At 61.5% G+C, this 26546-nt stretch carries 25 protein-coding genes and 1 pseudogene; 13 read left to right on the plus strand and 13 right to left on the minus strand.

Annotated features, from left to right (window positions below; genetic code table 11):
• The first annotated feature begins 20 nt into the window (after positions 1–20).
• Both IB245_RS06160 and IB245_RS06165 read left to right on the plus strand, forming a co-directional pair.
• Positions 21–1337: a contractile injection system protein, VgrG/Pvc8 family gene (locus IB245_RS06160; protein ID WP_192226981.1), complete on the plus strand. Its 1317-nt coding sequence runs from the start codon at positions 21–23 to the stop codon at positions 1335–1337.
• Positions 1334–2119 carry a DUF4123 domain-containing protein gene (locus tag IB245_RS06165; protein ID WP_192226982.1) on the plus strand — a complete coding sequence of 262 codons (786 nt, stop codon included), beginning with the start codon at positions 1334–1336 and terminating at the stop codon, positions 2117–2119. Before IB245_RS06160 ends, IB245_RS06165 begins: the two co-directional genes overlap by 4 nt.
• Here the strand turns inward: IB245_RS06165 and IB245_RS06170 are convergent.
• Positions 2113–3462 (minus strand): MATE family efflux transporter, encoded by a 1350-nt coding sequence (locus IB245_RS06170; RefSeq protein WP_192226983.1) that lies wholly within the window; start codon positions 3460–3462, stop codon positions 2113–2115. The two genes, IB245_RS06165 and IB245_RS06170, sit on opposite strands and share 7 nt — an antisense overlap.
• A 160-nt stretch (positions 3463–3622) precedes the next feature.
• Positions 3623–3916 carry a hypothetical protein gene (locus IB245_RS06175; RefSeq protein WP_008031285.1) on the minus strand — a complete coding sequence of 98 codons (294 nt, stop codon included), beginning with the start codon at positions 3914–3916 and terminating at the stop codon, positions 3623–3625.
• A gap of 270 nt (positions 3917–4186) precedes the next feature.
• On the opposite strand from IB245_RS06175, the gene IB245_RS06180 reads away from it, so the two are divergent.
• From IB245_RS06180 to IB245_RS06195, 4 genes are read left to right on the plus strand one after another with little or no spacing between them, the layout of a single operon-like run.
• Positions 4187–4489: a MazG-like family protein gene (locus IB245_RS06180; protein WP_007951009.1), complete on the plus strand. Its 303-nt coding sequence runs from the start codon at positions 4187–4189 to the stop codon at positions 4487–4489.
• Positions 4489–5238 (plus strand): methyltransferase domain-containing protein, encoded by a 750-nt coding sequence (locus tag IB245_RS06185; RefSeq protein ID WP_192226984.1) that lies wholly within the window; start codon positions 4489–4491, stop codon positions 5236–5238. Before IB245_RS06180 ends, IB245_RS06185 begins: the two co-directional genes overlap by 1 nt.
• A 12-nt stretch (positions 5239–5250) precedes the next feature.
• Positions 5251–5865, plus strand: a complete 615-nt coding sequence (locus IB245_RS06190; protein ID WP_192226985.1) for a DUF4136 domain-containing protein — start codon at positions 5251–5253, stop codon at positions 5863–5865.
• Between the two features lie 54 nt (positions 5866–5919).
• Positions 5920–6477 carry a DUF4136 domain-containing protein gene (locus tag IB245_RS06195; protein ID WP_008031292.1) on the plus strand — a complete coding sequence of 186 codons (558 nt, stop codon included), beginning with the start codon at positions 5920–5922 and terminating at the stop codon, positions 6475–6477.
• Positions 6478–6627: 150 nt separating this feature from the next.
• On the opposite strand, the gene IB245_RS06200 is transcribed toward IB245_RS06195, so the two are convergent.
• The 3 genes from IB245_RS06200 to IB245_RS06210 form a co-directional block, all read right to left on the minus strand.
• Positions 6628–8616: a sensor histidine kinase gene (locus IB245_RS06200; protein WP_192226986.1), complete on the minus strand. Its 1989-nt coding sequence runs from the start codon at positions 8614–8616 to the stop codon at positions 6628–6630.
• A 294-nt stretch (positions 8617–8910) separates the two neighbouring features.
• Positions 8911–9765 carry a MaoC family dehydratase gene (locus IB245_RS06205; protein ID WP_192226987.1) on the minus strand — a complete coding sequence of 285 codons (855 nt, stop codon included), beginning with the start codon at positions 9763–9765 and terminating at the stop codon, positions 8911–8913.
• 2 nt (positions 9766–9767) lie between these two features.
• Positions 9768–11120 carry a 3-oxoacyl-ACP reductase gene (locus tag IB245_RS06210; RefSeq protein WP_192226988.1) on the minus strand — a complete coding sequence of 451 codons (1353 nt, stop codon included), beginning with the start codon at positions 11118–11120 and terminating at the stop codon, positions 9768–9770.
• Between the two features lie 261 nt (positions 11121–11381).
• Here IB245_RS06210 and IB245_RS06215 point away from each other — a divergent pair, with 261 nt between their 5' ends.
• The gene (locus IB245_RS06215; protein ID WP_192226989.1) at positions 11382–12659 is read left to right on the plus strand and encodes an acetyl-CoA C-acetyltransferase; all 1278 of its coding nucleotides are present in this window, start codon (positions 11382–11384) and stop codon (positions 12657–12659) included.
• 145 nt (positions 12660–12804) lie between these two features.
• Positions 12805–13596: an AraC family transcriptional regulator gene (locus IB245_RS06220; protein WP_192226990.1), complete on the plus strand. Its 792-nt coding sequence runs from the start codon at positions 12805–12807 to the stop codon at positions 13594–13596.
• A 128-nt stretch (positions 13597–13724) separates the two neighbouring features.
• Here IB245_RS06220 and IB245_RS29320 read toward each other — a convergent pair whose 3' ends face one another.
• The gene (locus tag IB245_RS29320; protein ID WP_390959830.1) at positions 13725–14492 is read right to left on the minus strand and encodes a methyl-accepting chemotaxis protein; all 768 of its coding nucleotides are present in this window, start codon (positions 14490–14492) and stop codon (positions 13725–13727) included.
• 90 nt (positions 14493–14582) lie between these two features.
• Positions 14583–15671: pseudogene (locus IB245_RS29325) on the minus strand (cache domain-containing protein); the annotation flags it as partial.
• Positions 15672–16115: 444 nt separating this feature from the next.
• On the opposite strand from IB245_RS29325, the gene IB245_RS06230 reads away from it, so the two are divergent.
• Together IB245_RS06230 and IB245_RS06235 are read left to right on the plus strand one after the other, a co-directional pair.
• Positions 16116–17009 (plus strand): PA4780 family RIO1-like protein kinase, encoded by an 894-nt coding sequence (locus tag IB245_RS06230; RefSeq protein WP_008038756.1) that lies wholly within the window; start codon positions 16116–16118, stop codon positions 17007–17009.
• 189 nt (positions 17010–17198) lie between these two features.
• A complete protein-coding gene (locus IB245_RS06235) occupies positions 17199–18449 on the plus strand; it encodes an MFS transporter (protein WP_192226992.1) in 1251 nt (416 codons plus the stop codon).
• Here IB245_RS06235 and cueR read toward each other — a convergent pair.
• From cueR to IB245_RS06250, 3 genes are all read right to left on the minus strand, one after another.
• The gene (gene cueR / locus IB245_RS06240; protein ID WP_008031313.1) at positions 18403–18816 is read right to left on the minus strand and encodes a Cu(I)-responsive transcriptional regulator; all 414 of its coding nucleotides are present in this window, start codon (positions 18814–18816) and stop codon (positions 18403–18405) included. The two genes, IB245_RS06235 and cueR, sit on opposite strands and share 47 nt — an antisense overlap.
• A complete protein-coding gene (locus IB245_RS06245; protein WP_192226993.1) occupies positions 18813–21206 on the minus strand; it encodes a heavy metal translocating P-type ATPase in 2394 nt (797 codons plus the stop codon). The genes cueR and IB245_RS06245 overlap by 4 nt, the downstream gene beginning before the upstream one ends.
• A 205-nt stretch (positions 21207–21411) precedes the next feature.
• Complete coding sequence (locus IB245_RS06250; RefSeq protein ID WP_192226994.1) at positions 21412–21795, minus strand: hypothetical protein; 384 nt, start codon at positions 21793–21795, stop codon at positions 21412–21414.
• A 147-nt stretch (positions 21796–21942) separates the two neighbouring features.
• Here IB245_RS06250 and IB245_RS06255 point away from each other — a divergent pair, with 147 nt between their 5' ends.
• Complete coding sequence (locus tag IB245_RS06255; protein WP_008031318.1) at positions 21943–22140, plus strand: cation transporter; 198 nt, start codon at positions 21943–21945, stop codon at positions 22138–22140.
• A gap of 221 nt (positions 22141–22361) precedes the next feature.
• Entirely contained in the window at positions 22362–23558 is a 1197-nt protein-coding gene (locus IB245_RS06260; RefSeq protein WP_192226995.1) for a multidrug effflux MFS transporter, read from the plus strand.
• 8 nt (positions 23559–23566) lie between these two features.
• Here IB245_RS06260 and IB245_RS06265 read toward each other — a convergent pair whose 3' ends face one another.
• The 3 genes from IB245_RS06265 to IB245_RS06275 all read right to left on the minus strand — a co-directional run bounded on the left by IB245_RS06265 (position 23567) and on the right by IB245_RS06275 (position 25208).
• Complete coding sequence (locus IB245_RS06265; protein WP_008038760.1) at positions 23567–23737, minus strand: hypothetical protein; 171 nt, start codon at positions 23735–23737, stop codon at positions 23567–23569.
• A gap of 134 nt (positions 23738–23871) precedes the next feature.
• Positions 23872–24885, minus strand: coding sequence for a zinc-binding alcohol dehydrogenase family protein (locus IB245_RS06270; RefSeq protein ID WP_008031324.1), 1014 nt, complete (start codon positions 24883–24885; stop codon positions 23872–23874).
• A gap of 29 nt (positions 24886–24914) precedes the next feature.
• Entirely contained in the window at positions 24915–25208 is a 294-nt protein-coding gene (locus tag IB245_RS06275) for a putative quinol monooxygenase (RefSeq protein ID WP_008031327.1), read from the minus strand.
• Positions 25209–25326: 118 nt separating this feature from the next.
• On the opposite strand from IB245_RS06275, the gene IB245_RS06280 reads away from it, so the two are divergent.
• Positions 25327–26256 (plus strand): LysR family transcriptional regulator, encoded by a 930-nt coding sequence (locus IB245_RS06280; RefSeq protein WP_008038763.1) that lies wholly within the window; start codon positions 25327–25329, stop codon positions 26254–26256.
• Positions 26257–26546 lie beyond the last annotated feature (290 nt).

Raw genomic sequence — 26546 nt, forward strand, 5'->3', positions numbered from 1 at the left:
CCTCCTGTAGAGAATCGCCGATGTTCGATCCAGTCAACGAACCTTCATTTCGTCTGGATGTAGCCGGTCTGCCCGACCCTTTCGAAGTCCTGGCCTTTACCGGTAGAGAAGCGATCAGCGAGCCCTTTGTGTTCGATGTGGATCTGCTGATCAATGACCCGATGCTGGACCTTGCAAGCCTGCTGTACCGTTCGGCCGTTTTGCATTTCGGGCCAGAGGGCAGCGCTTTCCATGGCCAACTGCATGAACTGGTCCAGCGTGACCATGGTCCGAGCGTGAGGCTTTGCCACGTGCGTCTGGGGCCGAAGCTGACGTGCCTGTCCCAGCGTTTCAGCCAGCGGATTTTCAGTACGTTGTCGGTGCCCGAGATCCTCAGCCAGGTGCTCAAGGAACACGGCATTACCGGTAAGGACCGACGCTTCGAATTGACTGGCGATTACCCGCCCCGTGATTTCTGCACGCAGTATCGGGAATCGGATCTGCAGTTTCTCCAGCGTCTGTGTGCTCAGGAACACCTTCACTACCATTTCGAGCATCAGGGCGATGGGCATTGCGTGGTGTTCGGTGACGGCCACGGGCATTTTCGTCTCGGCGAAAACGCGGTGTTCGCGGTCGGGCAAGCTTCTCCTGCAGTGCGCCGGTTTCAGCTTCAGGCAGAGCAACGCACCGCGCAAAGTGCCGAAGGCTGCACGGACCTGCCGACGCTGCGCAGCGGTCAGTTGATGCCCTTGTCTGGCCATCCGGTCGCCGATTGGAATCATCTGTGGTTGCTGACCCATGTCGACCATCAGGGCAGTCAGGATCCATTGGCCCCGTACAGCAACCAGATCCGTGCGATTCACTGGGAGTTGCCTTTCGTCTCGCCGCATTGCGCGGTGAAACCACGGATGCACAGCCTGCAACGAGCCTGGGTGGTCGACGTCGATGAGCCACGGCCCGATCCTTCCAGACCGATTGCCGTGCAGTTTGACTGGCTCTATCAGGGTGAAGGCGCGACGCCCAGTCATTGTTGGCTGCCGTTGGCGGCTGAGCTGGAAGGGCCGACCGCCTCGGCGCTGAGCGAAGGGACCGAAGTGGTGGTGAGCTTTATCGAGGGCGATCCGGATCAGCCGCTGATTTGCGGGTTTCTTCACGCGCCGTCGTCGCTCGAAGAGGTTGAGGAGCCCAGCCCGACTGAGGACGGATCAACCCATGACGGCTTGCTGGAACTCCTGCGCTCGGGCGAGCCCTTGGTGTTGTTGTGCCTGTTGCCCGGCGGCGGCAGCTTCAGTCACTGCCCGCAGGCGCTTTGCACCTGTCGGGCGGCGACGCTGTTTGGCCAGAGCGGTGCGGCATGATTGGCGCAACCCCGCAATGGCTGTTGCTGGATGTCCCGAGTGCAGCTCAAGCGAGCGCAACACTGCATCAGGTGTTCGCGCAGGCCCAGTGGTTCTGGTTGTTCGAGGGCACCGAACTGCAGGCACTGCGCGAAGACGGCCCGGTACTCATCGACCTTCGAACGTGCCCGGCACTGGCCGAGTTGTGCTACAGCCAAATGCAGGTCTGGCGTGGCTTGCTGATCGTCAGCGAGGTGTCGTCCTCACAGTTGCTGGAGCATTTGCGCCGCATGCTCATCGTCTCTTGCGGGCTGCACCATCGGGCCTTGTTGAGTTATTACAACCCGAACACCGCCAGTTACTTTTTCGATGCCTGTGATGCCCGGGAACTGAGTCGTTGGCTGGGCCCGATCAGCCAGTTGCACTGGTTCGGCGGGACCTGGGCCGATCACGCGATCGGCAGCGAGGGCTGGCAACAGTTGCTCAACCCGGGGCTCGCCGTCAGCCCGCTGGCGGTCGAAGAAAGCCTCAGTTCACGTCAGCGCGAAACCCTGCAAACCTGCCTGCTGGAGCAGCATGCCTGGCACTGGAGCCAATCCATCGGGGCCGATTTCAGCCGCCTGTGGTCCCATGTGCAGGAAGGGCTGGCGCTGGGTTTCAGCGAGCGGCCGGTACTCGATGGCTGGTTATGGCTGCGCCTGCAGAACCCCCGAGCTTCGCTGGTGCAGCCGTTGTCGGGGCTCACGCAGCAGGAGCGCCTCGATAGCCTGCGCAAATGCTGGCAGAACAATCAGCCTCAATGAACCCGACCCGCGAACCAGCCATCGTTGTTGCGCAGCACCCAGGCGATTGTGCCGAGGGTCGCGCTGCGCAACACCATGAACAACAGGAAAGTTATCCACAGCCCGTGGTTGCCCAAACCTTGCAGCGCCCAGGCAAATGGCAGCAGCAGGATCACGGTCAGCAGCATGCCGTTGCGCATTTCCCGGGCGCGGGTTGCGCCGATGAACAGCCCGTCGAGCAAATAGCTCCAGACCGCGATCAACGGCAGGGCGGCGAGGTAGGGCAGGTAGACGAACGCCGTGTCGCGTACGTTCTGAATGTCGGTCTGCATCTCGATGAACAAGTGCCCGGCAAACAGGAACAGCACGGCAAACCCCAGGCTCGCCAACAGCGACCACCCGCAAGCGACGACCAATGAACGACGCAGTGCGTCCCGGTCGCGGGCGCCAATCGCGTGCCCGCACAGCGCTTCCACGGCATGGGCCAACCCATCGAGCGCGTGGGCCGTCAGCAGCAAACCATTGAGCAGCAAAGCGTTGGCGGCGACCGTGGCGTCACCCAGCCGCGCACCTTGTACGGTGATCAGGAAAAACACCGATTGCAGCAACAGGCTGCGGATGAAGATGTCGCGGTTCACGGCCAGGAGTGGTCGCCAACTCTGCCACAGCGCCAACGCGGCCCAGGCGATGTGACCGGAGTAGGCGCGCAGTGCCTTGCGGGTCATCAGCAGGCCGATCAGCGCGCCGGTCCATTCGGCGATCACCGAGGCCCGGGCCGCACCGACCACGCCCCATTCCAGGCCGAGGACGAACCACAGGTTCAGTGCAATGTTGACCAGGTTGGTGCTCAGTAAAATCGCCAGCGGCGCCCGGGCGTTTTGCGTGCCGAGGAACCAGCCGACCAACGCGTAACTGGCCAGCGCCGCAGGCAGACCGAACAATCGCGTGTGGAAGAATTCGCGGGTCAGTTGATCCAGTTCCGCCGAAGGTTGCATGAAGTGCAGCGCGACACCGCTCAACGGAATGCCCAGCGCACCCAAGGCAATGGCCAGTCCCATGGCCAGCAACAGGCCTTGCAACAGGATCTGCCGCAACGCCGCGCCATCCCCGCGTCCGGCGGCCTGGGCGGCAAACCCGGTGGAGCCCATGCGCAGAAAGCCCATGGCCCAGGCGAGAAACGTGTACAGACTGGCCCCGACCGCGACTGCGCCCAACTGATGGGCGTGGGGCAAGTGACCGATCACCGTACTGTCGACCAGCGCCACCAGCGGCACGGAAATGTTCGAAAGAATCATGGGCGCGGCGAGCGCCCAGACCCGGCGATGGGTCGGGCGGTCGCGCCAGTCGGCAATCAGGTTGGACATGCAGGCTCCTTGGGGAGCGGGCATTGTAGCGATACATCCGGCATCTGCGCCGATCCATTGTGGGAGCGAGCCTGCTCGCGATGGTGTGTCAGCCGACACCTGCGTAGCTGACACACCATCGCCGGCAAGCCGGTCTCACTCCTACAGGAGATTGGTGGTGTCAGTGGATTATCCAGCTAAGCAACCACAACCCCAGCAGCAACCAGATGATCCCCATGATGATCGACGCATTCATGAACGCCCGGATCGCCGACCACAACAGCATCAGCCCCAGGATCAGCGCAATGATGCTGATGATCGACGTGTCCATGCCCAGCGCGCTGGACAACCCTTCGACGAAGTTACTGCCGGCGTTGCTCAACTGATTGAACAGGCCGCTGAGGGCGTCAACGATAAAACGGATGACCGAGCCGAGCGCCTGGCCGAGCCATTCGAAAAAACTGTCTACCTGCATGTCGTTAACGTCCTGATGTAAGTGGTTGAGCCTTGGGCCAGTCATCGCAGCGCCGAGTTCCCCGATACGGCAATCGTATGAGTATGACGCAAGATTCTGCTTCGTTGATGCACTTGTAGGAGCAGAGCTTGCTCGCGAAAGCGGTGGAACATCCAACATAAATGCCGCCATTTACACCGCCATCGCGAGCAAGCTCAGCTCCTACAGGAGCTAACGCCACTTGCCATCCCCGGCCATCCCCCCGAAGCTATACGCCTTCAGGAGAGCCCGATGAACCTTGTTGAACTGACCGAACGCCTGCACGCCATCCGTGACCGCAATGACTGGCGGCAATTTCACAGCCCGAAAAACCTGGCCATGGCCGCGAGCGTGGAAATGTCCGAGCTGGTGGAGATCTTCCAGTGGCTGACCGAAGACCAGTCGCGCCAGTTGCCGGCGGACAAACTCGCCCATGCCGGGCAGGAAGTCGGCGACATCGTGCTCTATCTACTGCTGCTGTGCAGCGAGTTGGGGTTGGACATGAATGAAGTGGTGCGCAGTAAACTCGCGGACAGTGAACGGAGGTTCAGCTGATGAGCGACCGTCATTTCGATCAACTGGCGACCCGCTTCGCCGAAAAGATTTACGGTGGTGCCAAAGGTGCGATCCGTCTGGCGGTGCTTCAGGCCGACCTGGCGGAAACCCTGCCGGACCGCCCCTTGCGCGTACTCGACATTGGCGCCGGCCTGGGCCACATGTCGTTGTGGCTGGCCCAGCGCGGGCATGACGTGACACTGGCCGAACCTGCCGAACCCATGCTTGAAGGGGCGCGCCAGCGCTTTGCTGATGCAGGCCAGACGGCCACTTTTATTCAGGCGCCGTGGCAGGACCTTCTCGGTCAGCTCACCGAACCCTATGACCTGGTGCTGTGCCATGCCGTACTGGAATGGCTGGCCGAACCCCACGCGATTCTGCCGGTACTGCATCAACTGACGAAGCAGGACGGCTGGTTGTCCCTGGCGTTTTACAACCGCGATGCACTGATCTACCGCAACCTGCTCAAGGGCCACTTCCGCAAAATGCGCAAGAACGACATGGCCGGCGAAAAGCAAAGCCTGACGCCGCAACAACCCCTTGATCCGCGTGAATTGGCGGTGCAACTTGAAGGTCTGTGGCAGGTCGAAACCCAGAGCGGGGTGCGTGTTTTTCACGACTACATGCCAGTGGAATTTCAGGCTCGCGCCGAACTGGTGGACTTGCTCGAAATGGAACTGGCCCACCGGCGTCACCCAAGTTTTGCCGGGCTTGGGCGCTACCTGCACTGGATCTGTCGGCCGATCTGATCGGAGCGCGAAATGAAACGTCGTACCGGGTTATTGGTGATCTGTCTGGGGTTGGTTGCCTGCCAGGGCAGCAACCCTTATGTGGCGACCTCCAACCCCTTGCCGCCGGCACCGCCCGAGGCCGCCAACACGTTCGACCGCAGCGCCTATCCGGCCCCGCCGCGTGACTATGGCCGCTACCGCAGTTGGGCCTGGCTCAATGGGCAACTGCCGCCGGGTTCGGCGTGGGCGGACTCGGCGCAAGTCGCCGAAGCCGTGAGCAACGCCCTCGATCAGCGCGGCTTGCGCCCGCTGCACGACAATCGTCCGGCGGACCTGTTCGTCAGCGCCAATCTGCATCTGGAAACCCGCTTGCGGCAGGTTCAGGACGACTACGGTTACTACGGCGGCGGGTATGGCGGCTACAACCGCTACGGCAGCGGTTATGGCATGTACAACACGGTGCCGATCGTTCGCACCTATTCGGAACAGGTCGTGGTGGTACAGGTGGACATGTTCGATGCTCAAAGCGGTCAACCCGTCTGGAGTTCGAGCGCCGAAACCAGCAACAAAGGCAGCCAGAGTGCACGCGCCGATGCCATTCGGGAGGCTGTGGAAAAGGCCATGTCGGCGTATCCTCCTAGTTAGCTTCTGCAAAAAAGAAGCGTTTCACAGGTTCATGTCTTCAATCGGAGAATCATCATGTTCCGCCGTCTCGTTTTACTGGCAGTGGCCGCGCTCCTGACAGCCTGCGCCGCCAACCAGGTCAATCATGACTTCGACGCCAGCCGCGATTTTGCCGCCTATCGCAGCTGGAGCTGGAAAGACCCTGCCCTGCAATATCGCCCCGATGACCCACGGATCAAGAGCGACCTGACCGAACAGCGCATCCGCCAATCGGTGGCCGATCAGCTGGACCAGCGTGGCCTGCGTCCGGCCGCTGCGGGCAAAAAAGGTGATGTGAGCGTGCAAACCTACCTGATCGTCGAAGACCGTCAGCAACAAGTGACCACCAACTACGGCGGCGCTTGGGGTAACCCGTGGAATGGCTACTGGGGCGGGCCGATGTACAACGAAACCCGCAACATCAGCTACAAAGTGGCGATCATCCAGATCGACCTGCTCGACGGCAAGGACGGCAAACTGGTGTGGCGCGGCAGTGACGAACAAATCCTCAGCCGCACGCCGAACCCGTCGGACCGCAGCACAGCGATACGTGAGACGGTCGGGCGGATACTCGCCAATTACCCACCCAAATAAACACCACATCCCCTGTAGGAGCGAGGCTTGCCCGCGAAGGAGTCGCTTCGGTCATTCAGTTAGACCGAGTCGCCTCATTCGCGGGCAAGCCTCGCTCCTACAGGGGGTTTTGTTGTCTGGGCTGGCAGTTGGCAGCCAGAAAGACAAAGCCTATCCGGTGATCCGATCATCTACAGCTATCGGCAACTCAATACAGAACCGAGCGCCCTCGGCCGAGTTGCTCGCACGCAGTGTTCCACCCATGTTCTCGATGATGCCAATGCTCACCGACAACCCCAGCCCCGTACCCACACCCACCGGTTTAGTGGTGAAAAACGGTTCGAAAATCCGCTCCAGCAACTGCGGATCGATACCGCCACCGTTGTCCTCGACCCACAGTCGCACTGAATGCTCGTCACGTTCGGTGTGCAGCGAAATCCACGGTTTGAAATCCCCATCCGTTTCGCATTTGCTCAGCAATGCATCCCGCGCGTTGACCATCAGGTTAATCAGCACCTGTTCCAGCTGATCGACATTGCCACGCACCTGAACCTGGAAACCGGTCTCGCTGACCCTGAGCTCGACGCCTTTGCCTCGCAACTCCTCGGCCAGCAGCGACAGCGTGCCCCCGATGGCGTCAACCGGATTGAAGGGATGCTGCTCGGCCTCCGAGCGGCGGCCGAACACCCGCATGTGATCGACCACCCGCGCCGCACGCTGGACCTGGGCATCAATGCGGTTGAGTTTGTCGATCAGGTAGTCGACCTGCACTTCACCGCTGTCCAGGCGCTTGAGCACGTTGACGATGGCCAGACGCATCACGTTCAGCGGCTGGCTGATTTCATGCGCCAGGCCCGTGGCCATTTCGCCAAGGGTGGCCATTTTCGCGCTCTGGGCCGTCGCGGCGTCCTGTTGCTGGTTTTTGATGTCGCTGATGTCGAGCATGAAACCCACCAGCCGCCGGTCTTTGCCGACGCCCATGGCTTGCCCTTGCAGGCGATACCAGGTCGGCGTGTCGGGGTGATGCAGGCGCACGCAGAGCAATAAAGGTGTGCCGTCGTCCTGCAAGTCTTGCAGGCGACTGCGCAGCGCTTTGCGGTCGGCAGGGTGGACCTGCTCGAGCCAGGCGTGCAGGGGCATGCGTGTGCTGATCAGGTTCAGTGTGTTGGCCAGCGACGACGCCAATTGCACCTCGGCGCTGTCGCTGAAAATTTCCCACCATCCGCTGCCGAGCAAGGCTTGCAGCGATTCCAGTCGCTCCAGTTGCAGATGGTGCTGATGCTCACGCAAACGCTCCAGCAATGGCCCGGCGAGCGCGGCGGCGAGCTGCAGCCAGTCGCGCTCTCCGACGTCGGGTGCACGTTGTTGCACCGGGTAAAAACCACAGAGCAACCACGCGACCACGCCTTGTGCATCGTGGTAAGGCACCGCAAGCCCTTCGGCATTACCGAAGAGGCTGTGCAGGCGCGGGTGCTCGCCGAGGGTCAAATGCTGCGGGGCGGAGCCGTTCAAACTGTCGAGCCCGGTGCCCAGGCGTTGACCGTTTTGCCACAGTCGGGGCGCATCAAAGGCAGCGTAATGTTGGTGGATCTGCCAGCCGTCTTCCTGTTCATCCAGCAACGCCACGGCCATGCATGGGATTTGAAAACGCCGAGCCAGATGTTGCAGTTGTTCCAGCAGTACGTCGGGCAGGCGCGCCAGGCTGCACAGGCGCAACTGATCGCCGATCTGTGTCGCGAGCAACTGACAGAGTTCGCGGCTGCGCGCTTGCCGGCGTTCGTACAACAAATCGCCGATGTCCAGTAACTGCAGCAGCCAGGCATCGGCCAACGGCTGCACCCAGCCGCGCAGGTGCAGGGGTTGTCCGCTGAGGCTGAAAAAGTCCAGATCCAGACTTTGTCCTTGCCAGTCGGCCGGTGTGCCTTGGACGGCGAGGCTGCTGTGCGGCATGAGGTAATCGTGTAGAAGCGGCGCCTGCGCGGCGGGGTGCTGCTGGGCCAGGCCATGGCGCAGCGGGCCAGCCAGATGAATGACCCGGCCTTCGGCGTCCAGGCGCATCTGTAAGCCGACACCTGGCACGCTCAGGGCGCTGGGGACTTCCGGTGGCGGTGGTGGATGGCGGTTGAGCAGACGCCCGAACAGCTTGTCCCCGGAACTCAAGGTTGCAGACTCGAACGGGCGGCAAGGGGCGCCGGCAGATCAGGGAGCTTCAATATCCCGCCCACATAAGTGGCACGGGTGAGATCGAAATTCAGCCCGGCGGGAATCCAGTCCAATTGCCGGCTCGGTTCCGTGATGGCCACGGCACTTGTTTGCTTGCGGGGGAGGTTTGTTTTCATGAGTGCGTCTACCCTGACTATCACTATGTAATGTCAGCATAGAATCATTCAGCCAAAACGGACGTTTTTTACCCGATACAGTGCTTTGTCCTACTGATCAGGCTGATGCGAACGATCAGGCAACCGGTCGCCAATGCCCGGCCATGTGCTCCAGATCCCCGGCACCCAGCAACTGAAAATCTCCACTGGACCCCGCCGCACTGGCGAGCAGTGTCACCTCGCCGGGCAGGCGTACCGGTTTGCGAAACTGCACGGCAATCTCGACGTTCGCCGTGGGCAAATGATCGGTAAGTGCAGCCAGCGTTCGCGCCTTGTTCCATAACCCATGGGCAATGGCCGTCGGGAAGCCGAACAGTTTGGCGCTCACCGCACTCAGGTGAATCGGGTTGTAGTCGCCGGACACTTTGGCGTATTGCCGACCGATGTCCGCCGGCGCTTTCCAGCGGGTGACTTCGCTCAACGGCAACGTCGGGGCCAGCACTTCCTCGACCGGTTCGCCTTCGAGTTTGACCCCGCGACAGAGCATCCGGCTTTCAGCCTCCCACAACGGCCCCAACTGATCATCGAGCGTTGTCAGCAGCTCGAACGTCGCGCCCTTCGCATGGGGTTGCAGATTCTGCACCTGCACGCTGATGCGCGCGCGGTTCACGCCGCCCATGGGCCGCAAGACGCGAATGCGGTTGCTCAGGTGAATCAACCCCAGCAGCGGAAACGGAAAATCCCTGGCAGTCAGCAGTTGCATCTGCAGCGCGAACGCCAGGATGTGTGGATAAGTCGGCGGCAACAAACCGTTGTCGGCAAACCCGCAGACGTTGCGATAGGCCGCCAGGCGTTTCGGGTCAATATCGACCCAGCAACGCAAACCCGAATCGGGCAGCGTGGTGCCGGTGATCTTGCGGCGCGTAGCGGCCTGCACATACAACCCTGGCAGGCTCGGTTCGCGGTTGAGTGTGTGCCAATCGGTGATCATCGCTAAGCCCCCAAGACACTTTGTCCACAGACCCGCAGCGCTTGCCCGGTGAACGCGCCGGTGCCAGGTTGCGCCAGCCAGGCCACCGCTTCGGCGACGTCCTGCGGCAGGCCGCCCTGGCCCAGCGAACTCATGCGTCGGCCGGCCTCACGCAAGCCGAAGGGAATGTGCGCGGTCATTTGCGTCTCGATGAACCCCGGAGCCACCGCGTTGATGCTGATGCCCCGCTCATTGAGCAACGGCGCCCAGGCCTGGGCCAGACCGATCAAACCCGCCTTGCTCGCCGCGTAATTGGTTTGCCCGCGATTGCCGGCGATGCCGCTGATGGACGCCAGCAAAATCACCCGACCGTTATCGTGCAAGGTGCCGCTGTCGAGCAGAGCCTTGGTCAGCACTTGTGGTGCATTGAGATTGACCGCGAGCACCGCGTCCCAGAATTCCGGAGTCATGTTGGCCAGGGTTTTATCGCGGGTGATGCCGGCGTTGTGCACCACGATATCGACGCCGTCAGGCAATTGCTCGATCAACTGCGTGGCGGCGTCTTCGGCGCAGATGTCCAGGGTGATGCTGCGTCCGCCGAGGCGTGCGGCGAGGGCGTCGAGATCGGTTTTCGCCGGTGGCACGTCGAGCAGGATCACGTCGGCGCCGTCACGGGCCAGGGTTTCGGCAATCGATGCACCGATGCCGCGCGCCGCGCCGGTGACCAGCGCCTTGCGCCCCGACAACGGGCGCGTCCAGTCCGTCACGGGCGTGGCGCAGGGGTTCAGGTGAATCACTTGTCCGGAGACGAACGCACTTTTGGGTGAAAGGAAAAACCGCAGCGGGCCTTCCAGTTGATCCTCGGCACCTTCGCCGACGTGGATCAGTTGCAAGGTGCCGCCGCTGCGCAGTTCCTTGGCCAGCGAACGACTGAAGCCTTCCAGGGCTCGCTGGACGCTGGCGGCAAACGGATCGCTCAACGTCTGCGGCGCGCGCCCGAGAATGACCAGGTGCGCACAGTGATCGAGGTTTTTCATCAGCGGCTGAAAGAACTCGCGCAGTTGCTTGAGCTGATCGGTTTGCACCAGATGACTGGCGTCGAACACCACCGCCTTGAGTTTCGGGCCGTGGCCGGGAATCCACGCGGTGGCGATCGAAGGTTCGCTGCCGTAGCTGTAAATCGCATCGGTCAGGCGGTTGGCGAAGGCGCTGACTTTTTCCGCCAGCGGCCCGTCGCCGATCAGCAGCGCCCCCTCGACAGGCCGTAACCGGCCCGCCTGCCAGCGTTCCAGCCGAACCGGCGACGGCAGCCCCAAGGCCCCGACCAGACGATGGCCGATGGATGAATTGGCGAAGTCGATATAGCGGTCAGACATGGAACGCGCTCCAGTAGCTGGGGTTCAAAGTGTGGACCACGAATGGCAATCAGTCGTTCGATCCACGAGATAAGGCCTACGCTTGGACATTGCAGATTGGTTTTATCCCGGGATTTTTATGGCGCGATCCTTGTAGGAGTGAAGCTTGCTCGCGAAGGCGGTATATCAGCTACATGGATGTCGACTGACCCAACGCCTTCGCGAGCAAGCTTCGCTCCTACAGGGGTGGCGCGCATGTGGATTTTCATCAGGAGCTTTTTCATGACTCAGCTGCGCCGCGTCGCGATCATCGGCGGTAACCGGATTCCCTTCGCACGCTCCAACGGGCCGTACGCCACCGCGAGTAACCAGGCGATGCTCACCGCCGCGCTCGAAGGCCTGATCGAACGTTTCAACCTGCACGGCCTGCGCATGGGCGAAGTGGCGGCGGGCGCGGTGCTCAAGCATTCCCGGGACTTCAACCTGACCCGCGAATGCGTGCTCGGCTCGCGGCTGTCGCCGACCACGCCGGCCTATGACATTCAGCAAGCGTGCGGCACCGGGCTGGAAGCGGCGTTGCTGGTGGCGAATAAAATCGCCCTGGGCCAGATCGAGTGCGGCATTGCCGGTGGCGTCGACACCACGTCCGACGCGCCCATCGGCATCAACGAAGGTTTGCGCAAAATCCTCCTGCAAGCCAACCGCGCCAAGACCACGGCCGACAAACTGAAAACCTTTTTGCAGCTGCGACCGGGGCATCTCGTCCCGGAGTTTCCGCGCAACGGCGAACCCCGCACCGGCCTGTCGATGGGCGAACACTGCGAACTGATGGCACAGACCTGGAGCATTTCGCGCGCCGAGCAGGATCAACTGGCGCTGGAAAGTCATCAGAAAATGGCGGCCTCCTACACCGAAGGCTGGCACAATGACCTGATGACGCCGTTCCTCGGCCTGACCCGCGACAACAACCTGCGCCCGGACCTGACGCCGGAAAAACTCGCGTCGCTGAAACCGGCGTTCGAGAAAAGCGCCAAAGGCACGCTGACCGCCGGCAACTCGACGCCGCTCACCGACGGCGCGTCGCTGGTGCTGCTGGGCAGTGAAGAATGGGCGAAAGAACGCGGCTTGCCGATCCTTGCGTATTTGCGCGATGGCGAGGCGGCGGCGGTGGATTTCGTCAACGGTGCCGAAGGGCTGTTGATGGCGCCGGTGTACGCGGTGCCGCGTTTGCTGGCGCGCAATGGCCTGACCTTGCAGGACTTCGACTACTACGAAATCCACGAAGCTTTCGCCGCACAAGTGCTCTGCACCTTGAAGGCCTGGGAAGACCCCGAGTACTGCAAAACCCGTCTCGGCCTCGACGCGCCACTGGGCTCCATCGACCGCAGCCGGCTCAACGTCAAAGGCAGCTCACTGGCGGCGGGACATCCGTTTGCAGCGACGGGCGGGCGCATTGTCGCCAATCTGGCCAAGCTGCTCGATGCCGCTGGAAAGGGACGGGGGCTGATTTCGATTTGTGCGGCGGGCGGGCAGGGCGTCACCGCAATCATCGAACGCTGAAGATTTAACTGAATAAAACCGGGAACCTGTGGGAGCGAGACCGGCAAGCCGGTCTCGCTCTCACAGGGGATCACCGATATTGAATAGATGAGTGACATGGCCTAACGTCCGCCTAATCAGCAACCTCGCGACACAAGGCCAGTCAATGCCGACTAACGGACAACAATCCCTCGAACGGACCATCCCGGCCCTGACCGTGTTGCCGCGTCCGTTGTACGCACGTGCCGAAAGCCTCAACGCCGGTTCATGGACGCCGTCTCACCGCCACGACTGGGTGCAATTCTCCTACGCCATCAGCGGCGTCCTCGGTGTGCACACCGCCGAGGGCAGTTTTTTTGCGCCGCCGCAGTGGGGGATCTGGATTCCGGCGGATCTCGAACATCAGGTCGTGACCTCGATGCGCGCCGAAATGCGCAGCCTTTACGTGCGTCGCGAGGATTGCCAATGGGCGGACGGGCGTTGCCGGGTGCTGGAAGTGACGCCGCTGGCGCGAGAGTTGATCAAGAGTTTTTGTGCGCTGCCGGTGGAATATCCACAGGGCGACAGCCCGGAGGCGCGGCTGGTGAATGTGCTGCTGGATCAACTGGCGAATTTACCGGAGGTCGGTTTCTCGCTGCCCCTGCCGCGCCATGAACGCTTGCTGGGCTTGTGCAACGAATTGATCGAAAACCCGGAACACAACGTGACCTTGCAGGAATGGGCACAACGATTGGGTACGTCGGAGAAGACCCTGATGCGCTTGTTCCAGCGTGAAACGGGGTTGAGTTTTCGTGGCTGGCGGCAGCGGATGCGGCTGCTGTCGTCGTTGAATTTGCTGGAGGCGGGGGACAGCGTGACGAATGCGGCGTTGGCGTGTGGGTATGACTCGACGTCGGCGTTTATTGCGGCGTTCAAGGGGTTGTTCGGGTTTACGCCGGGAGAGTTGTTTCGGCAGTGATGACGCCTTCGCGGGCAAGCCTCGCTCCTACAGATTAAATGTCGGTCCCAAATCCATGGTCGACCTATAACCTGTAGGAGCGAGGCTTGCCCGCGAATGGCCGCGAAGCGGCCACCGGGATTTTTGGATCAGGTACGGAAACGGCGAACCAACCCATCCAGCTCATTCGACAACCCGGCCAGGCTCTGCGAGTCCAACCGCGCCGAGTTCGCCAGTTCTGCCACCAACTGCGCATCGCCATGAATCTGGCTGATGTGCCGATTGATGTCTTCGGCCACCTGATGCTGCTGTTCAGCCGCCGTGGCGATCTGGGTGTTCATGTCGCGGATCACGTCCACCGATTCGCGGATCTGCCCGAAGCTGCTGCGCGCCTCACCGATGCGAGTCACCGACTGCTGGGACACTTCCAGGCTCGCATGCATCTGCTGAGTTACCTGGCTGGTGCGCTTGGCGAGGTTGCCAAGCAGGCCGTCGATTTCCGCCGTGGAGTCTGCGGTGCGCTTGGCCAAGGCCCGCACTTCGTCCGCCACCACCGCAAAACCGCGACCTTGTTCACCGGCCCGTGCGGCCTCGATAGCAGCGTTCAGCGCCAGCAGGTTGGTCTGTTCGGCGATTGAACGAATGGTCCCGAGGATCGACTGAATGTCGTTGCTGTCACGCTCAAGTTGTTGCATCGACTGTGCCGACTGTTCGATTTCCTGGCTCAGGCGATCAACGCTGGTCACGGCGGCATCAATCTGTTGCTGACCTTCACGTGCCTGGCGCTGGCCACTGTCGGCCGACTCGGCCGCCTGGCTGCACGAGCGCGCGACTTCGTTGGCGGTGGCGACCATTTCGTGGAACGCGGTCGACACCATGTCCACTGCTTCACGCTGGCGTCCGGCCGCTTCGGCCATGTCGCTGGAGACCTGGGTCGAGCTCTTGGAGGTGGCGAGGATTTTGGTCGCGGCGCCGCCGATGCTTTGAATCAGGTTGCGAATCGCCGCCAGGAACTGGTTGAACCAGTTGGCCAGTTGCGCGGTTTCGTCGCTGCCACGGATTTGCAGGTTCTTGGTCAGGTCGCCTTCACCTTGGGCAATGCCTTCCAGGCCATCGGCCACACTGCGGATCGGACGCACGATGACGCTGGCGAAACTGGCGCCGACGACGGCGAAGACCACGGCCAGTACGGCTGCGATGATTGCGATCAACCAGGTCAGTTGGGTCGCGGTACTCATCACATCGCTCTGCTTGATCAGGCCGATGAAGGTCCAGCCCAGTTGCTCGGACGGCCAGACGTTGGCCATGTAGCGCTCGCCATTGAGCTCGACTTCGACCAGGCCTTTGCCGGCCTTGGCCAGTTGCGCATAACCCTCGCCGAGGCTGCCCAGTGCCTTGAAGTTGTGTTCCGGTTGTTTCGGATCGACCAGCACGGTGCCGGAGTTTTCCAGCAGCATCAGGTAGCCGGTTTCGCCGAGCTTGATCTGTTTGACCAGTTCGGTGAGCTGTTTGAGCGACACGTCGATGCTGACCACGCCACCGTTGGTGCCCAGCTTGTTGTCGATGGTGCGTACGGTGCTGACGTAGGACGTATCATTTTCGGCCCAGTAATAGGCCTCGGTACGGAACGGCTTGCCCGGTTTGGCCTGGGCCGCCTTGTACCACGGACGCTGGCGCGGGTCGTAGTTGGCCAGCTTGGCATCGTCCGGCCACGACACATAACCACCGGCCGCAGTGCCGAGGATCGCGTAGGCGTAGGACGGATGGGCGTTGCCCAGGTCCTGCAGGAAGCCGAAGACTTTTTTGTCCGCCTCGCCTTGGGGAACGCTGGCGGCGTCGGCCTTCATGTAGGTCTTGAGGCTGTCGTCGGAGTTTGTGATCAGCGGTTGCTTGGCCAGGTATTCGACGTTCTGGCTGATGCCGTCGAAAAACAGTTGCATGGCATTGCTGACCTGACGGATTTCACGACCGCTGTTGTCGACGAACTCGTCCTTGGCATCACTGCGCAAGTTCAACACAACGAGGGTGGCGACCAGCACCACGGGCAGGCAGGCGATGATTGCAAACGCCCACGTCAACTTCTGTTTGATGTTCATCCGCGCTCCAGATTTTCTTGTAGGCCCACGCAGTGCAGATGACTCGCGGATTTATTGGCAGCCGTAAACGTTTTGTTGAACCCGATCCCTTGGGCACGCCATCGTTTTCTGTCGGAACGATCGTCGGACAATTCACTTTGTTACAGATGACTTCGGCTGCTAAAGGAGGAAATTGAGGGCTGTTGAAAAAAATCTTGCGAGCGGTAGGGACCGGTATGTCGGATTCTGTCGCAAATCCCCTCGCATCCCTTCTCCAACAAGTGCTGCCGGCTCGGCTATGATCCTTGGCGGTCGATGAGCATCGGCGGGTTTGCCGGGTTTTTTCGGCACATTGTGTGCATCCGCAACGTTCATAGGTCGGTAACCCCTCCCCCGAATGAGTGGATTGCCGTATAACGAATGACTTTCGCGTGTTTGGTAATAAAGGACCCACAATAAAAGCTGATGAAGACTCCAAAACGCATTGAACCCCTGATCGAGGACGGTCTGGTCGACGAGGTGCTGCGCCCACTCATGAGTGGTAAAGAAGCAGCTGTTTATGTGGTGCGCTGCGGCAACGAGTTGCGTTGCGCGAAGGTCTACAAGGAGGCGAATAAACGCAGTTTCCGCCAGGCGTCCGAGTACCAGGAAGGTCGCAAGGTACGCAACAGCCGTCAGGCTCGGGCGATGGCCAAGGGCTCCAAGTTCGGCAAGAAAGAAACCGAAGACGCCTGGCAGAACGCCGAAGTGGCGGCGCTGTTTCGTCTGGCCGGTGCGGGTGTGCGGGTTCCTCAGCCTTACGACTTCCTTGAAGGTGTGCTGCTGATGGAACTGGTGGCCGACGAGTACGGCGATGCCGCCCCGCGTCTGAACGACGTGGTGCTGGAGCCGGACCAGGCGCGCGAATATCACGCATTCCTGATCTCGCAGATCGTGCTGATGTTGTGTACCGGCCTGGTGCACGGTGACCTGTCCGAGTTCAACGTACTGTTGACGCCAACCGGCCCGGTCATCATCGACTTGCCGCAAGCGGTCGACGCGGCGGGCAACAACCACGCGTTCAGCATGCTGGAGCGTGACGTGGGCAACATGGCGTCCTACTTCGGGCGGTTTGCCCCGGAGTTGAAAAAGACCAAATACGCCAAGGAAATGTGGGCCTTGTACGAAGCCGGCACCTTGCACCCGGCCAGTGTCTTGACCGGCGAGTTCGACGAACCGGAAGAGTTGGCCGACGTCGGCGGGATCATGCGCGAAATCGAGGCGGCACGCCTGGATGAAGAACGCAAACAAGCGATACGCGCAGCAGATGATGCGCCACCGAGCAAAACCGAAGAACCGCCTCCACCGTGGATGCAGTGATCGGTTGACGAAAAACCCGGCTTCGGCCGGGTTTTTTGTTCGGGATGAAGACTCGGGACCGCGTCGTTTGGTTCGCGGGCAAGTCGGATCGCCGCACCGCTCGCTCCTACAGGTTCAACGCTGTCCTTGTAGGAGCGAGCGGTGCGGCGATCCGACTTGCCCGCGAAGACGTCAACCCAGGCAACCCAAATGTGTCATACCCACCACACTCAAGGACTGAATGTGAACACCTCCATCCGCAACGCCCGACTGATCATTGCCGCCCGTCTGGTCTCGGACTTCGGCGCGTTCCTCAACATGGTCGCCCTGGCCACCTACGTCTACCTGCTCAGCAACAGCGCCATGAGCGTCGGTATCTTCCTCGCCAGTCGCGTGGGCGGAGGGATTTTCGCCAGCCTGATCGGCACGAGTTTTTACCGCCGCTGGGCCGGGCGCTTGCCGTTGATCGCGTTCGACCTGCTGCGCGCCGGATTGCTGGGCCTGCTGCTGGTGTTGCCAGTCAGCCAGCAAGCGCTTTTGCTGCCGGTGATCGCTTTTGGCCTGGGCTTGGGCAATTCAATGTTCGCCATCGGCCTCAACAGCCAGTTGCCGCACTTGATCGATGGCGAGCAGTTGCTCAAGACCAACGCCTGGATCACCTCCGCATCGTCGGCGGCGATGGTCGGCGGAAGCCTGGTGGCCGGCTTGTTGGTGGCGGCGTTCGGCTTTGAAACAGTCTTTGCGCTGAACGTGGTCACTTACCTGCTGGCCGCGTTGTTCATCCTGCCGCTGCGGTTTGCCGGACCATCTCCCAGTGCAGGGCCCGATCATGAACGAGGCGAATGGTCAGCGCTGCGCCAAGGGCTGCGCACCACACCGGTGGTGGCCGCGATGCTCGCGGTCACCATGGCCGACACTCTGGGCAGCGCTGCACACAACGTGGGTTTGCCGATCATTTCAAAACTGCTGACTCCCGAATCGGCCAGCACCACGCTGGGCCTGATGCTGGCGGTCTGGGCCAGCGGAAAATTGATCGGCGCACGGATTGCCAGTCGCCTGAAAGGCTCGGACAACGTGAACCTGGAGCGACGGTTTTTCTTCGGCGTGTTGCTGATGTCCTGCGGCTTCATCCTGATGTTCCAGCAGCAAACGCTCTACGGTTTGTTGCTGTTCTCACTGCCGGCGGGGCTGGGTGACGGCTTCTCGGAAGTCGGCCTGATGTCGCGTCTGCAACGTGAACCGGACAACCTGCGCCTGCCGATTTTCAGCTTTCTGACGTTGCTGCAAATGACCGGGTTCGGCATTGGCATGCTGGTCGCCGCGCCGTTCTATTCATGGTGGACGCCCGGCGCGGTGGTGTTGTTGTTCCACGGCATTCCCCTCACCACCCTGTTGATGGTGAAGGTGCTCGCGGTCAGGGGTGAGCGGGTACGGCGCAGCAGCCCGACTCAAGATTTTTGAGGATCGGGCAGTCCGGGCGGTGATCGCCCTGGCAGTGCTCGACCAGGTCCTGCAACGTGTCGCGCAACTGACCGAGTTCGAGGATTTTCTGGTTCAGCTCGTCGATGTGCTGACGAGCCAGTGCTTTCACATCGGCGCTGGCGCGTTGGCGGTCCTGCCAGAGGGTCAGCAGTTTGCCGACCTCTTCCAGGGAAAACCCCAAATCCCGCGAACGCTTGATAAAGGCCAGCGTGTGCAAGTCGTCAGCGCCGTAAACCCGGTAACCGCTGTCGGTGCGATGAGCCGCCTTGAGCAAGCCGATGGACTCGTAATAACGGATCATCTTCGCGCTCAGGCCACTTTGGCGGGCTGCTTGGCCGATGTTCATCGGTTGTCCTCCAGATCCTTGGGTTTCCAGGTTTTCAACAGTAACGCATTGCTCACCACGCTGACGCTCGACAGCGCCATCGCCGCGCCGGCCAGCACCGGGTTGAGGAAACCGAATGCGGCCAGCGGAATGCCGATCAGGTTATAAACGAAGGCCCAGAACAGGTTCTGACGAATCTTCGCGTAGGTCTTGCGACTGATGTCCAGCGCTGCCGGCACCAGTCGAGGATCGCCGCGCATCAGGGTGATGCCCGCTGCGTGCATGGCGACGTCGGTGCCGCCGCCCATGGCAATGCCGATGTCGGCGGTGGCCAGGGCCGGGGCGTCGTTGATGCCGTCACCGACCATCGCTACCACGCCGGTCTTTTTCAGTTCCGCGACAGTGGCGGCTTTGTCGGCCGGCAGTACTTCGGCGTGCACGTCGGTGATGCCCAATGCCTCGGCGACCACTTTGGCGCTGCCGCGATTGTCGCCGGTCAGCAAGTGGCTGCTGATGTGGCGGGCGCTGAGTTGTTGCACCGCTTGCAGCGCACCTGATTTGAGGGTGTCACCGAAGGCGAACAAACCCAGCACGGTCGGCGTGGGGTTTTGCTCGATCAACCAGGACAGGGTCCGGCCTTCGGTTTCCCATGCGGTAGCAGCGTCGGCCAATGGGCCCGCGCTCAACCCGCTTTCTTCCAGCAGGCGACGATTGCCCAGCGCCAGGCGCCGACCTTCGAGGTTGCCGGCAATGCCGCGTCCGGTCAGGGACTGGCTGTCGCTGACATCGGCCACGGTCAACCCGCGTTCGGCGCATGCATCCAGAACTGCCTTGGCCAATGGATGCTCACTGCCGCGTTGCAGTGCGCCGGCCATTTGCAGCAGGGCGGCTTCGTCTCCGTCGATGGCGTTCAAATGGGCGATACGCGGTGCGCCCGAGGTCAGCGTGCCGGTCTTGTCGAACACCACCGCGCTGACTTCATGGGCACGTTCCAGTGCTTCGGCATCCTTGATCAGAATCCCGTGGCGCGCAGCCACACCGGTGCCGGCCATGATCGCCGTTGGCGTCGCCAACCCGAGGGCGCAAGGGCAGGCGATCACCAATACCGCAACGGCGTTGATCAGCGCGGTTTCCATTGGTGCGCCGTATAGCCACCAACCGATCAGGGTCGCCAGTGCGATCAGCAGCACCGTCGGCACAAACACCTGGCTGACTTTATCCACCAGTTTCTGGATCGGTGCTTTCGCCGCTTGCGCGTCTTCGACCAGGCGGATGATCCGCGCCAGTACGGTTTCCGCACCCAAGGCCTGGGTGCGAACCAACAAGCGACCTTCACCGTTGATGGCGCCGCCGGTGACCTTGTCGCCGGGTTGTTTCGGCACCGGCAGGCTTTCGCCGCTGATCAGCGCTTCATCGGCATGGCTCTGACCTTCGACCACTTCGCCGTCCACCGGGAAACGTTCGCCGGGTTTGACCAGCACCAGATCATTCAGGCGTAAGGCGCTGATCGCCACGTCCTGCTCGCGACCGTCGATGACTTGAATCGCCCGCTCCGGGCGCAAGGCTTCGAGGGCGCGAATGGCACTGGCGGTCTGGCGTTTGGCGCGGCTTTCAAGGTATTTGCCCAGCAGCACCAGCGCAATCACGACGGCGGAGGCTTCGAAATACAGGTGCGGCATGCGTCCGGCGGCGGTGGCCCATTCGTAGAGGCTCAAGCCATAACCGGCGCTGGTGCCGAGGGCGACCAGCAGGTCCATGTTGCCGGCACCGGCGCGTACGGCTTTCCATGCCGCCACATAAAAGCGTGCGCCGAAGATGAATTGCACCGGTGTGGCCAGGGCGAACTGCACCCACGCCGGGAGCATCCAGTGCACGCCGAACGGTTGCAGCAGCATCGGCAATACCAGCGGCAAGGCGAGGGCGATCGCCATGATCAACACCCAACGTTCGCGGTGCAGGCGCTGATGTTGCGTGTCGGTTGACGGGTGTTCGACTTCCCAGACGCTGGCGTTGTAACCCGCCTTGGTCACGGCTGCGATCAGGGTTTGCGGATCGATCTGCCCGAGCAGTTCGAGGTGGGCGCGTTCGTTGGCCAGGTTGACGCTGACGCTTTTGACGCCGGGCACTTTGGCCAGCGCCCGTTCGACCCGACCGACGCAGGACGCGCAGGTCATGCCGTCGATGCTCAATTCCAGACTCTGCTGCGGCACGCTGTAACCAGCCTGCTGCACCGCGTCCATCAACGCCGGCAGGCTGTCGCTGGGCGCTTGAACCCGCGCCTGCTCGGTGGCCAGGTTAACGCTGACCGCCGTGGCGCCGATGACTTTGCTCAAGGCACGCTCGACACGCCCGGCGCAACTGGCGCAGGTCATGCCGGCAATCGGCAGATCAAACGTGGTGGATTCGGACATCGGTCGCACTCCCTGTAGTAGATGCCTACAGGATCAACCTTGCCATGCTGGCAAGGTCAAGCGCAAAGATTGGCGTGGTGATCCTCTGTAGGAGCGAGCGGTGCGGCGATCCGACTTGCCCGCGAAGGCGTCGTATCAGTTGACAAGGATGTGTCTGAAATACCGCCTTCGCGGGCAAGCCTCGCTCCTACAGGTTGGAGGTGGATCAGTAGTCGAGGGCTGTCGCCTTGAGGTACATCCCTTCCTGCGTCATCGCAATCCGGAACTTCAACACATCCCCGGCCTTGAGGCTGATGTTCTGCGAGCCCGGCGCCAGCATGCCTGGATTGCAGCCCGGTGCCTGGCCCGGCAGCAATTTCAGTCGCAGCGAAACGTTGCCTGGCGGCAGGTTGAACGAGGTGCTTTGTTCCTGAAACAGCCGCGCCGACAGTTGATCCTGGATGTACACGCCGATTTCGCAGTTGGTCGACACTTCCAGGCGCTCGCGGGAAATGATCAATACGCCGTAATCCTCCCCGGCAGCATTGACCGAGGGCACGGCGGCGAAAAGGCTGAGGAAGCCAAACAGGCTGAGAGCTGACCAGCGCATGGCTGAATCTCCTGAGATCGAGTCATAGATGCACGCAGCTTGGCCGAGCGCGACGCCGATTGCCAGCCCGGCAGCTCACTTCAGAACTTGACCTTGCCATGGTGGCAAGCTCGAGACTGTTCGCAACCTCACTAAAGGAGTCATTCCATGCAAGTGTTCAACGTTCAAGGCATGTCCTGCGGTCACTGCGTCAAAGCCATCACTCAAGCGTTGCAAGCCAAGGATCCTGCGGCCAGCGTGCGGGTCGATTTGGCGGCAAAGGAAGTCGGCGTCGAAAGTGCGTTGACCGCGGATCAAGTAATCGCCGCGATCAGCGAGGAAGGCTACGAAGTGAAAGTCGCCTGAAGCAACACGCAAACCACTGTAGGAGCGAAGCTTGCTCGCGAATGCGGTTTGTCAGACGGCATTGACGTGGCTGACCCACCGCATTCGCGAGCAAGCTCTGCTCCTACAAGGGCCGGTGTTTTTTCAGGGGTTTTTAATAGTTAGCGAGCTATCGGAATGTTCAAGGCGTCGATGCGCGGCTAGACTGTGTGCCCGCCGACCTCCGTCCCACTGGATACCCGATGAACTTCCGTACCATTTTGATTCTTGGCGCACTTAGCGCTTTTGGCCCGCTGGCAATCGATTTCTATCTGCCGGCGTTTCCGGCCATGGCGCTGGCGTTCGGCACCGATGAACAGCACGTTCAACTGACGCTGGCGGCGTATTTCCTCGGATTGTCCATCGGTCAGCTGATGTACGGCCCTGTGGCGGATCGTTTTGGTCGACGCATTCCGTTGCTGACGGGTGTCGGTCTGTTCACCGTCGCGTCCCTGGCGTGCGCTTATGCGCCGAACCTGGAATGGTTGCTCGGCGCGCGGTTCGTCCAGGCGCTGGGCGGTTGTGCGGGGATGGTGATTTCAAGGGCGATCGTCAGTGACAAATGCGATGCGGTGGGCTCGGCGAAAGTCTTTTCACAACTGATGCTGGTCATGGGCCTGGCACCGATTCTCGCGCCGATGCTCGGCGGGTTGCTGGTCAACACCACGGGCTGGCAGTCGATCTTCCTGGTGCTGACCGGTTTCAGTGCATTGGCCGGGCTGGCCGTGGCGCTCGGCTTGCCGGAAAGCATGCCGGCGAATATGCCACGCCAGCCATTGTCGGGCGCGCTGCGTCAGTACGGTCGCCTGTTGTCGGATCCGGTGTACCTCGGCCACGCCCTGACCGGTGGCATCGCCATCGCCGGGATGTTTGCCTACATCGCCGGTTCGCCGTTCGTCTTCATCAAACTCTACGGCGTGCCGGCCGAGCACTTCGGCTGGTTGTTCGGCACCAATGCGGCGGGGTTCATTCTGGTGGCGCAGGTCAACGCACGGTTGCTGGCCAAGCGTGGCCCGGCGTTCCTGCTGGCGCGCACCGTATGGATCTACCTCGCGGCGGGCCTGACGCTGCTCGCGGTCAGTTCGCTGCACACCGAGCATTTGTGGCCGCTGCTGATTCCGCTGTTTATCTGTATCGCCAGCCTCGGTTGCATCCTGCCCAACGCCTCGGCTTGCGCCATGAACGGGCAGGGCGCGCGCGCCGGCAGTGCGTCGGCAATGCTCGGTTGCCTGCAATTCAGCGTCGCCGCCGGAGCCGCGTCGCTCGTGGGTATTTTGTACGACGGCAGTGCCATGCCGATGGCCATGGTCATCAGCCTGTGCGGAGTTCTGGTGGTGAGCATAGCGATGCTCACCCGGCGTCTGCAAAATGCCCGGGCATTGGTGAAAGCCCAGGTGTGAGGAAGGTCTCAGCCGGCAGCGCGTTGCTGCTGGACGGGAATCTGATGAGGGGCGTGCAATCGTGCTTCGAGGGTTCGGGTGAACTCGCGCGCTTCGGCTTCGCTACGGAACGTCACCGCGTGTTGGTCCAGGCGGACCTGCCACTGGGATTTTGCCAATTCTTTTATCAGGATCTTCATTGCTGACCTCCTCGGTTAAAAGATTGCATCGCAGAGGACACGATTGTAGACCCGAATACGACCACAATGATGACAGCGGTCAACCTTCGGACTGACGGTGTCGTCCATTCGGACGACACTTGTATCAATCTGTTTCAGAAGCCTTCGAGGACAATCTTGCCCTTGGATTTGCCGCTCTCCAGCAGCTCATGCGCACGCCGCAAATTCGCCGCGTTGATCGTTCCGAAGTGCTCGCCCACCGTGGTTTTCAACGTCCCGGCATCGATCAGCGCTGCCACGCGATTGAGCAGTTTGTGTTGCTCAATCATGTCCGCGGTTTCGAACAGCGAGCGGGTGTACATGAACTCCCAATGCAGCGACAGGCTCTTGCGCTTGAGCTTGGTCACGTCCAGCGCCTTCGGATCATCGATCAGCGCCAGTTTGCCCTGCGGTGCCAACGCCTCGACCAATTGATCCAGATGCTGATCGGTCTGGGTCAGGCTGGCGACGTGGGTCACCGAGTTCACGCCTGCACGTTTGAGTTCTTCGCTCAGCGGTTGGCTGTGATCGATCACCAGATCGGCGCCCAGCTCACGCACCCAGCTCTGGGTTTGCGCACGGGACGCGGTGCCGATGACCTTCAGCCCGGTGAGCTGGCTGGCCAGTTGCGTAAGGATTGAACCGACACCGCCGGCCGCACCGACGATCAGCAAACTCTGGCCTTCATCGGTGTTGCCTTCGCGCACTTGCAGGCGTTCGAACAACAACTCCCACGCGGTGATCGCGGTCAACGGCAGCGCGGCGGCTTCGGCGAAACCGAGGGTTTTCGGCATGTGGCCGACGATCCGCTCGTCCACCACGTGCAGCTCGCTATTCCCGCCGGCGCGGGCGATGGAGCCAGCGTAGAACACCTTGTCGCCGGCCTTGAACAACGTCACTTCACTGCCGACCGACTTGACCACACCGGCCACGTCCCAGCCCAGCACTTTGGCCGCGCCACCTTCAGGCTGCACGTTCTGGCGGACTTTGGTGTCCACCGGGTTGACCGAGATGGCTTTGACTTCCACCAACAGGTCGCGCGGGCCGGCAACCGGCTCTGGCAGTTCGATGTCTTGCAGGGAGTTGGCGTCGCTGATCGGCAACGAGGCGTAGTAGGCAATGGCTTTCATGAGGGGCTCCGCAAAAGTATTTAAGAGAATCAGGCCACGACGCGCAGGCGTTTGAGATCGAAGTGCTCGATCAGGTCGCCGGCCGTGGCACGAAAATGCTGGATGTGTGCACTGGCGTCATGGGCTTGCAGCGCTTCGTCGCTGCTCCACTGCTCGATCATGTAGAAGGCCTGCGGATTGGCCAGGTCCTGATGCAGGTCGTATTGACTGCAACCGGCTTCGGCACGGGTCGGTTCCAGCAGTGCACGCAGGTGCTGTTCGAGTGCGTCTTGCTGACCGGCTTTGGCGATCAGGGTGGCGATGGCGGTAAACGGCTGGGACATGTTCGACTCCGATAACGGGGTGATTTCGATGGGGCAGATGATTGGCTATTTCTCTGCAAGATAAAACCCGCTAAAAGAGCAGTCTCTTTCAATATTTTTTTGATAATCGAGGCTGGAAATGTTGCGTTTCGATGACTTGCAGTTGTTTGTCCGGGCGGCGGACCTGGGCAGTCTGTCGGCGGCGGCGCGAGGGATGGACATGTCGGCGGCGGTGGCCAGTGCGGCGTTGAAGCGCATCGAACAGCAACTCGGTGCGCGGTTGCTCGCCCGCTCCACCCGCAGCCTGCGCCTGACCGCCGAGGGCGAGGGGTTTCTCGAATACGCCCGGGCGGCCCTGAGCAACCTCGATGAAGGTCGCCGCTTGCTGGCCAGCGGTCAGGACCAGGTCAGCGGAGTGTTGCAGCTGTCAGCACCGTCGGATTTCGGTCGCAACCTGTTGCTGCCGTGGCTGGACGAGTTCCAGCGCGAGCATCCGAAGCTCACGGTGCGCCTGCTGCTGGGCGACCGCATCGCCGACCTGTTCCGCCAGCCGGTGGACATTGCCCTGCGCTACGGCGAGCCGGAAGACTCAAGCCTGGTGGCGCTGCCCATCGCACCGAACAACCGCCGCGTGCTGTGTGCCGCGCCGAGCTATCTGGCCCGACACGGCGAGCCCCGGCAACTGGAGCAACTGGCGCAGCACAATTGCCTGCTGTTCATGCTTGGCAGCCGGGTTCACGATCACTGGAGTTTTCACGACGGCAAACGCGAAGTCAGCCTGACGGTCAGCGGTGACCGTTTCAGTGATGATGCCGATGTGGTGCGCCTGTGGGCCGTGGCGGGCGCCGGGATCGCCTACAAATCCTGGCTCGATGTTGCCGCCGATGTGTTGGCCGGTCGCTTGAAAGTGCTGATGCCGGAGCTGATCTGTGAGCGCGCACCGCTGAATTTGCTGTGCGCCCATCGCGCACAATTGAGTAAGCCGGTGAACCTTTTGCGGGAAATGCTCGCCAGCCGATGCGCCGGTTTAAGTAGTCAATTTCCGGTATTGGCGGTCACCGATCATTAGTCGCAGGTAAAAAGCGAAATTTCACTCAGGAACTATCACCACCAAGGGTTTTCAGAGGGCAGGAACCGACGGTTAACACGCATATACTAGCGCTCGCCTCAGGTACGCACGGTCGATCTCGCCTTGGCGAGTCCGCGTTCGAGTCGGCCTGGCCCGCAGTCGATCGCCGAGCCTTTGCAAAACCCTCAAGGCAATGGCTTGTGTGAGTGGGTGGCTTTGCCCGGGTTGTCGCGGTTTCCGCGTCTTGGCCGACGACACATTACTGGTCAAGATGTCTCTGAGCAGTAGAC

The sequence above is a fragment of the Pseudomonas sp. PDM02 genome (assembly GCF_014852285.1).
GTDB classification, from domain to species: Bacteria; Pseudomonadota; Gammaproteobacteria; order Pseudomonadales; family Pseudomonadaceae; genus Aquipseudomonas; species Aquipseudomonas migulae.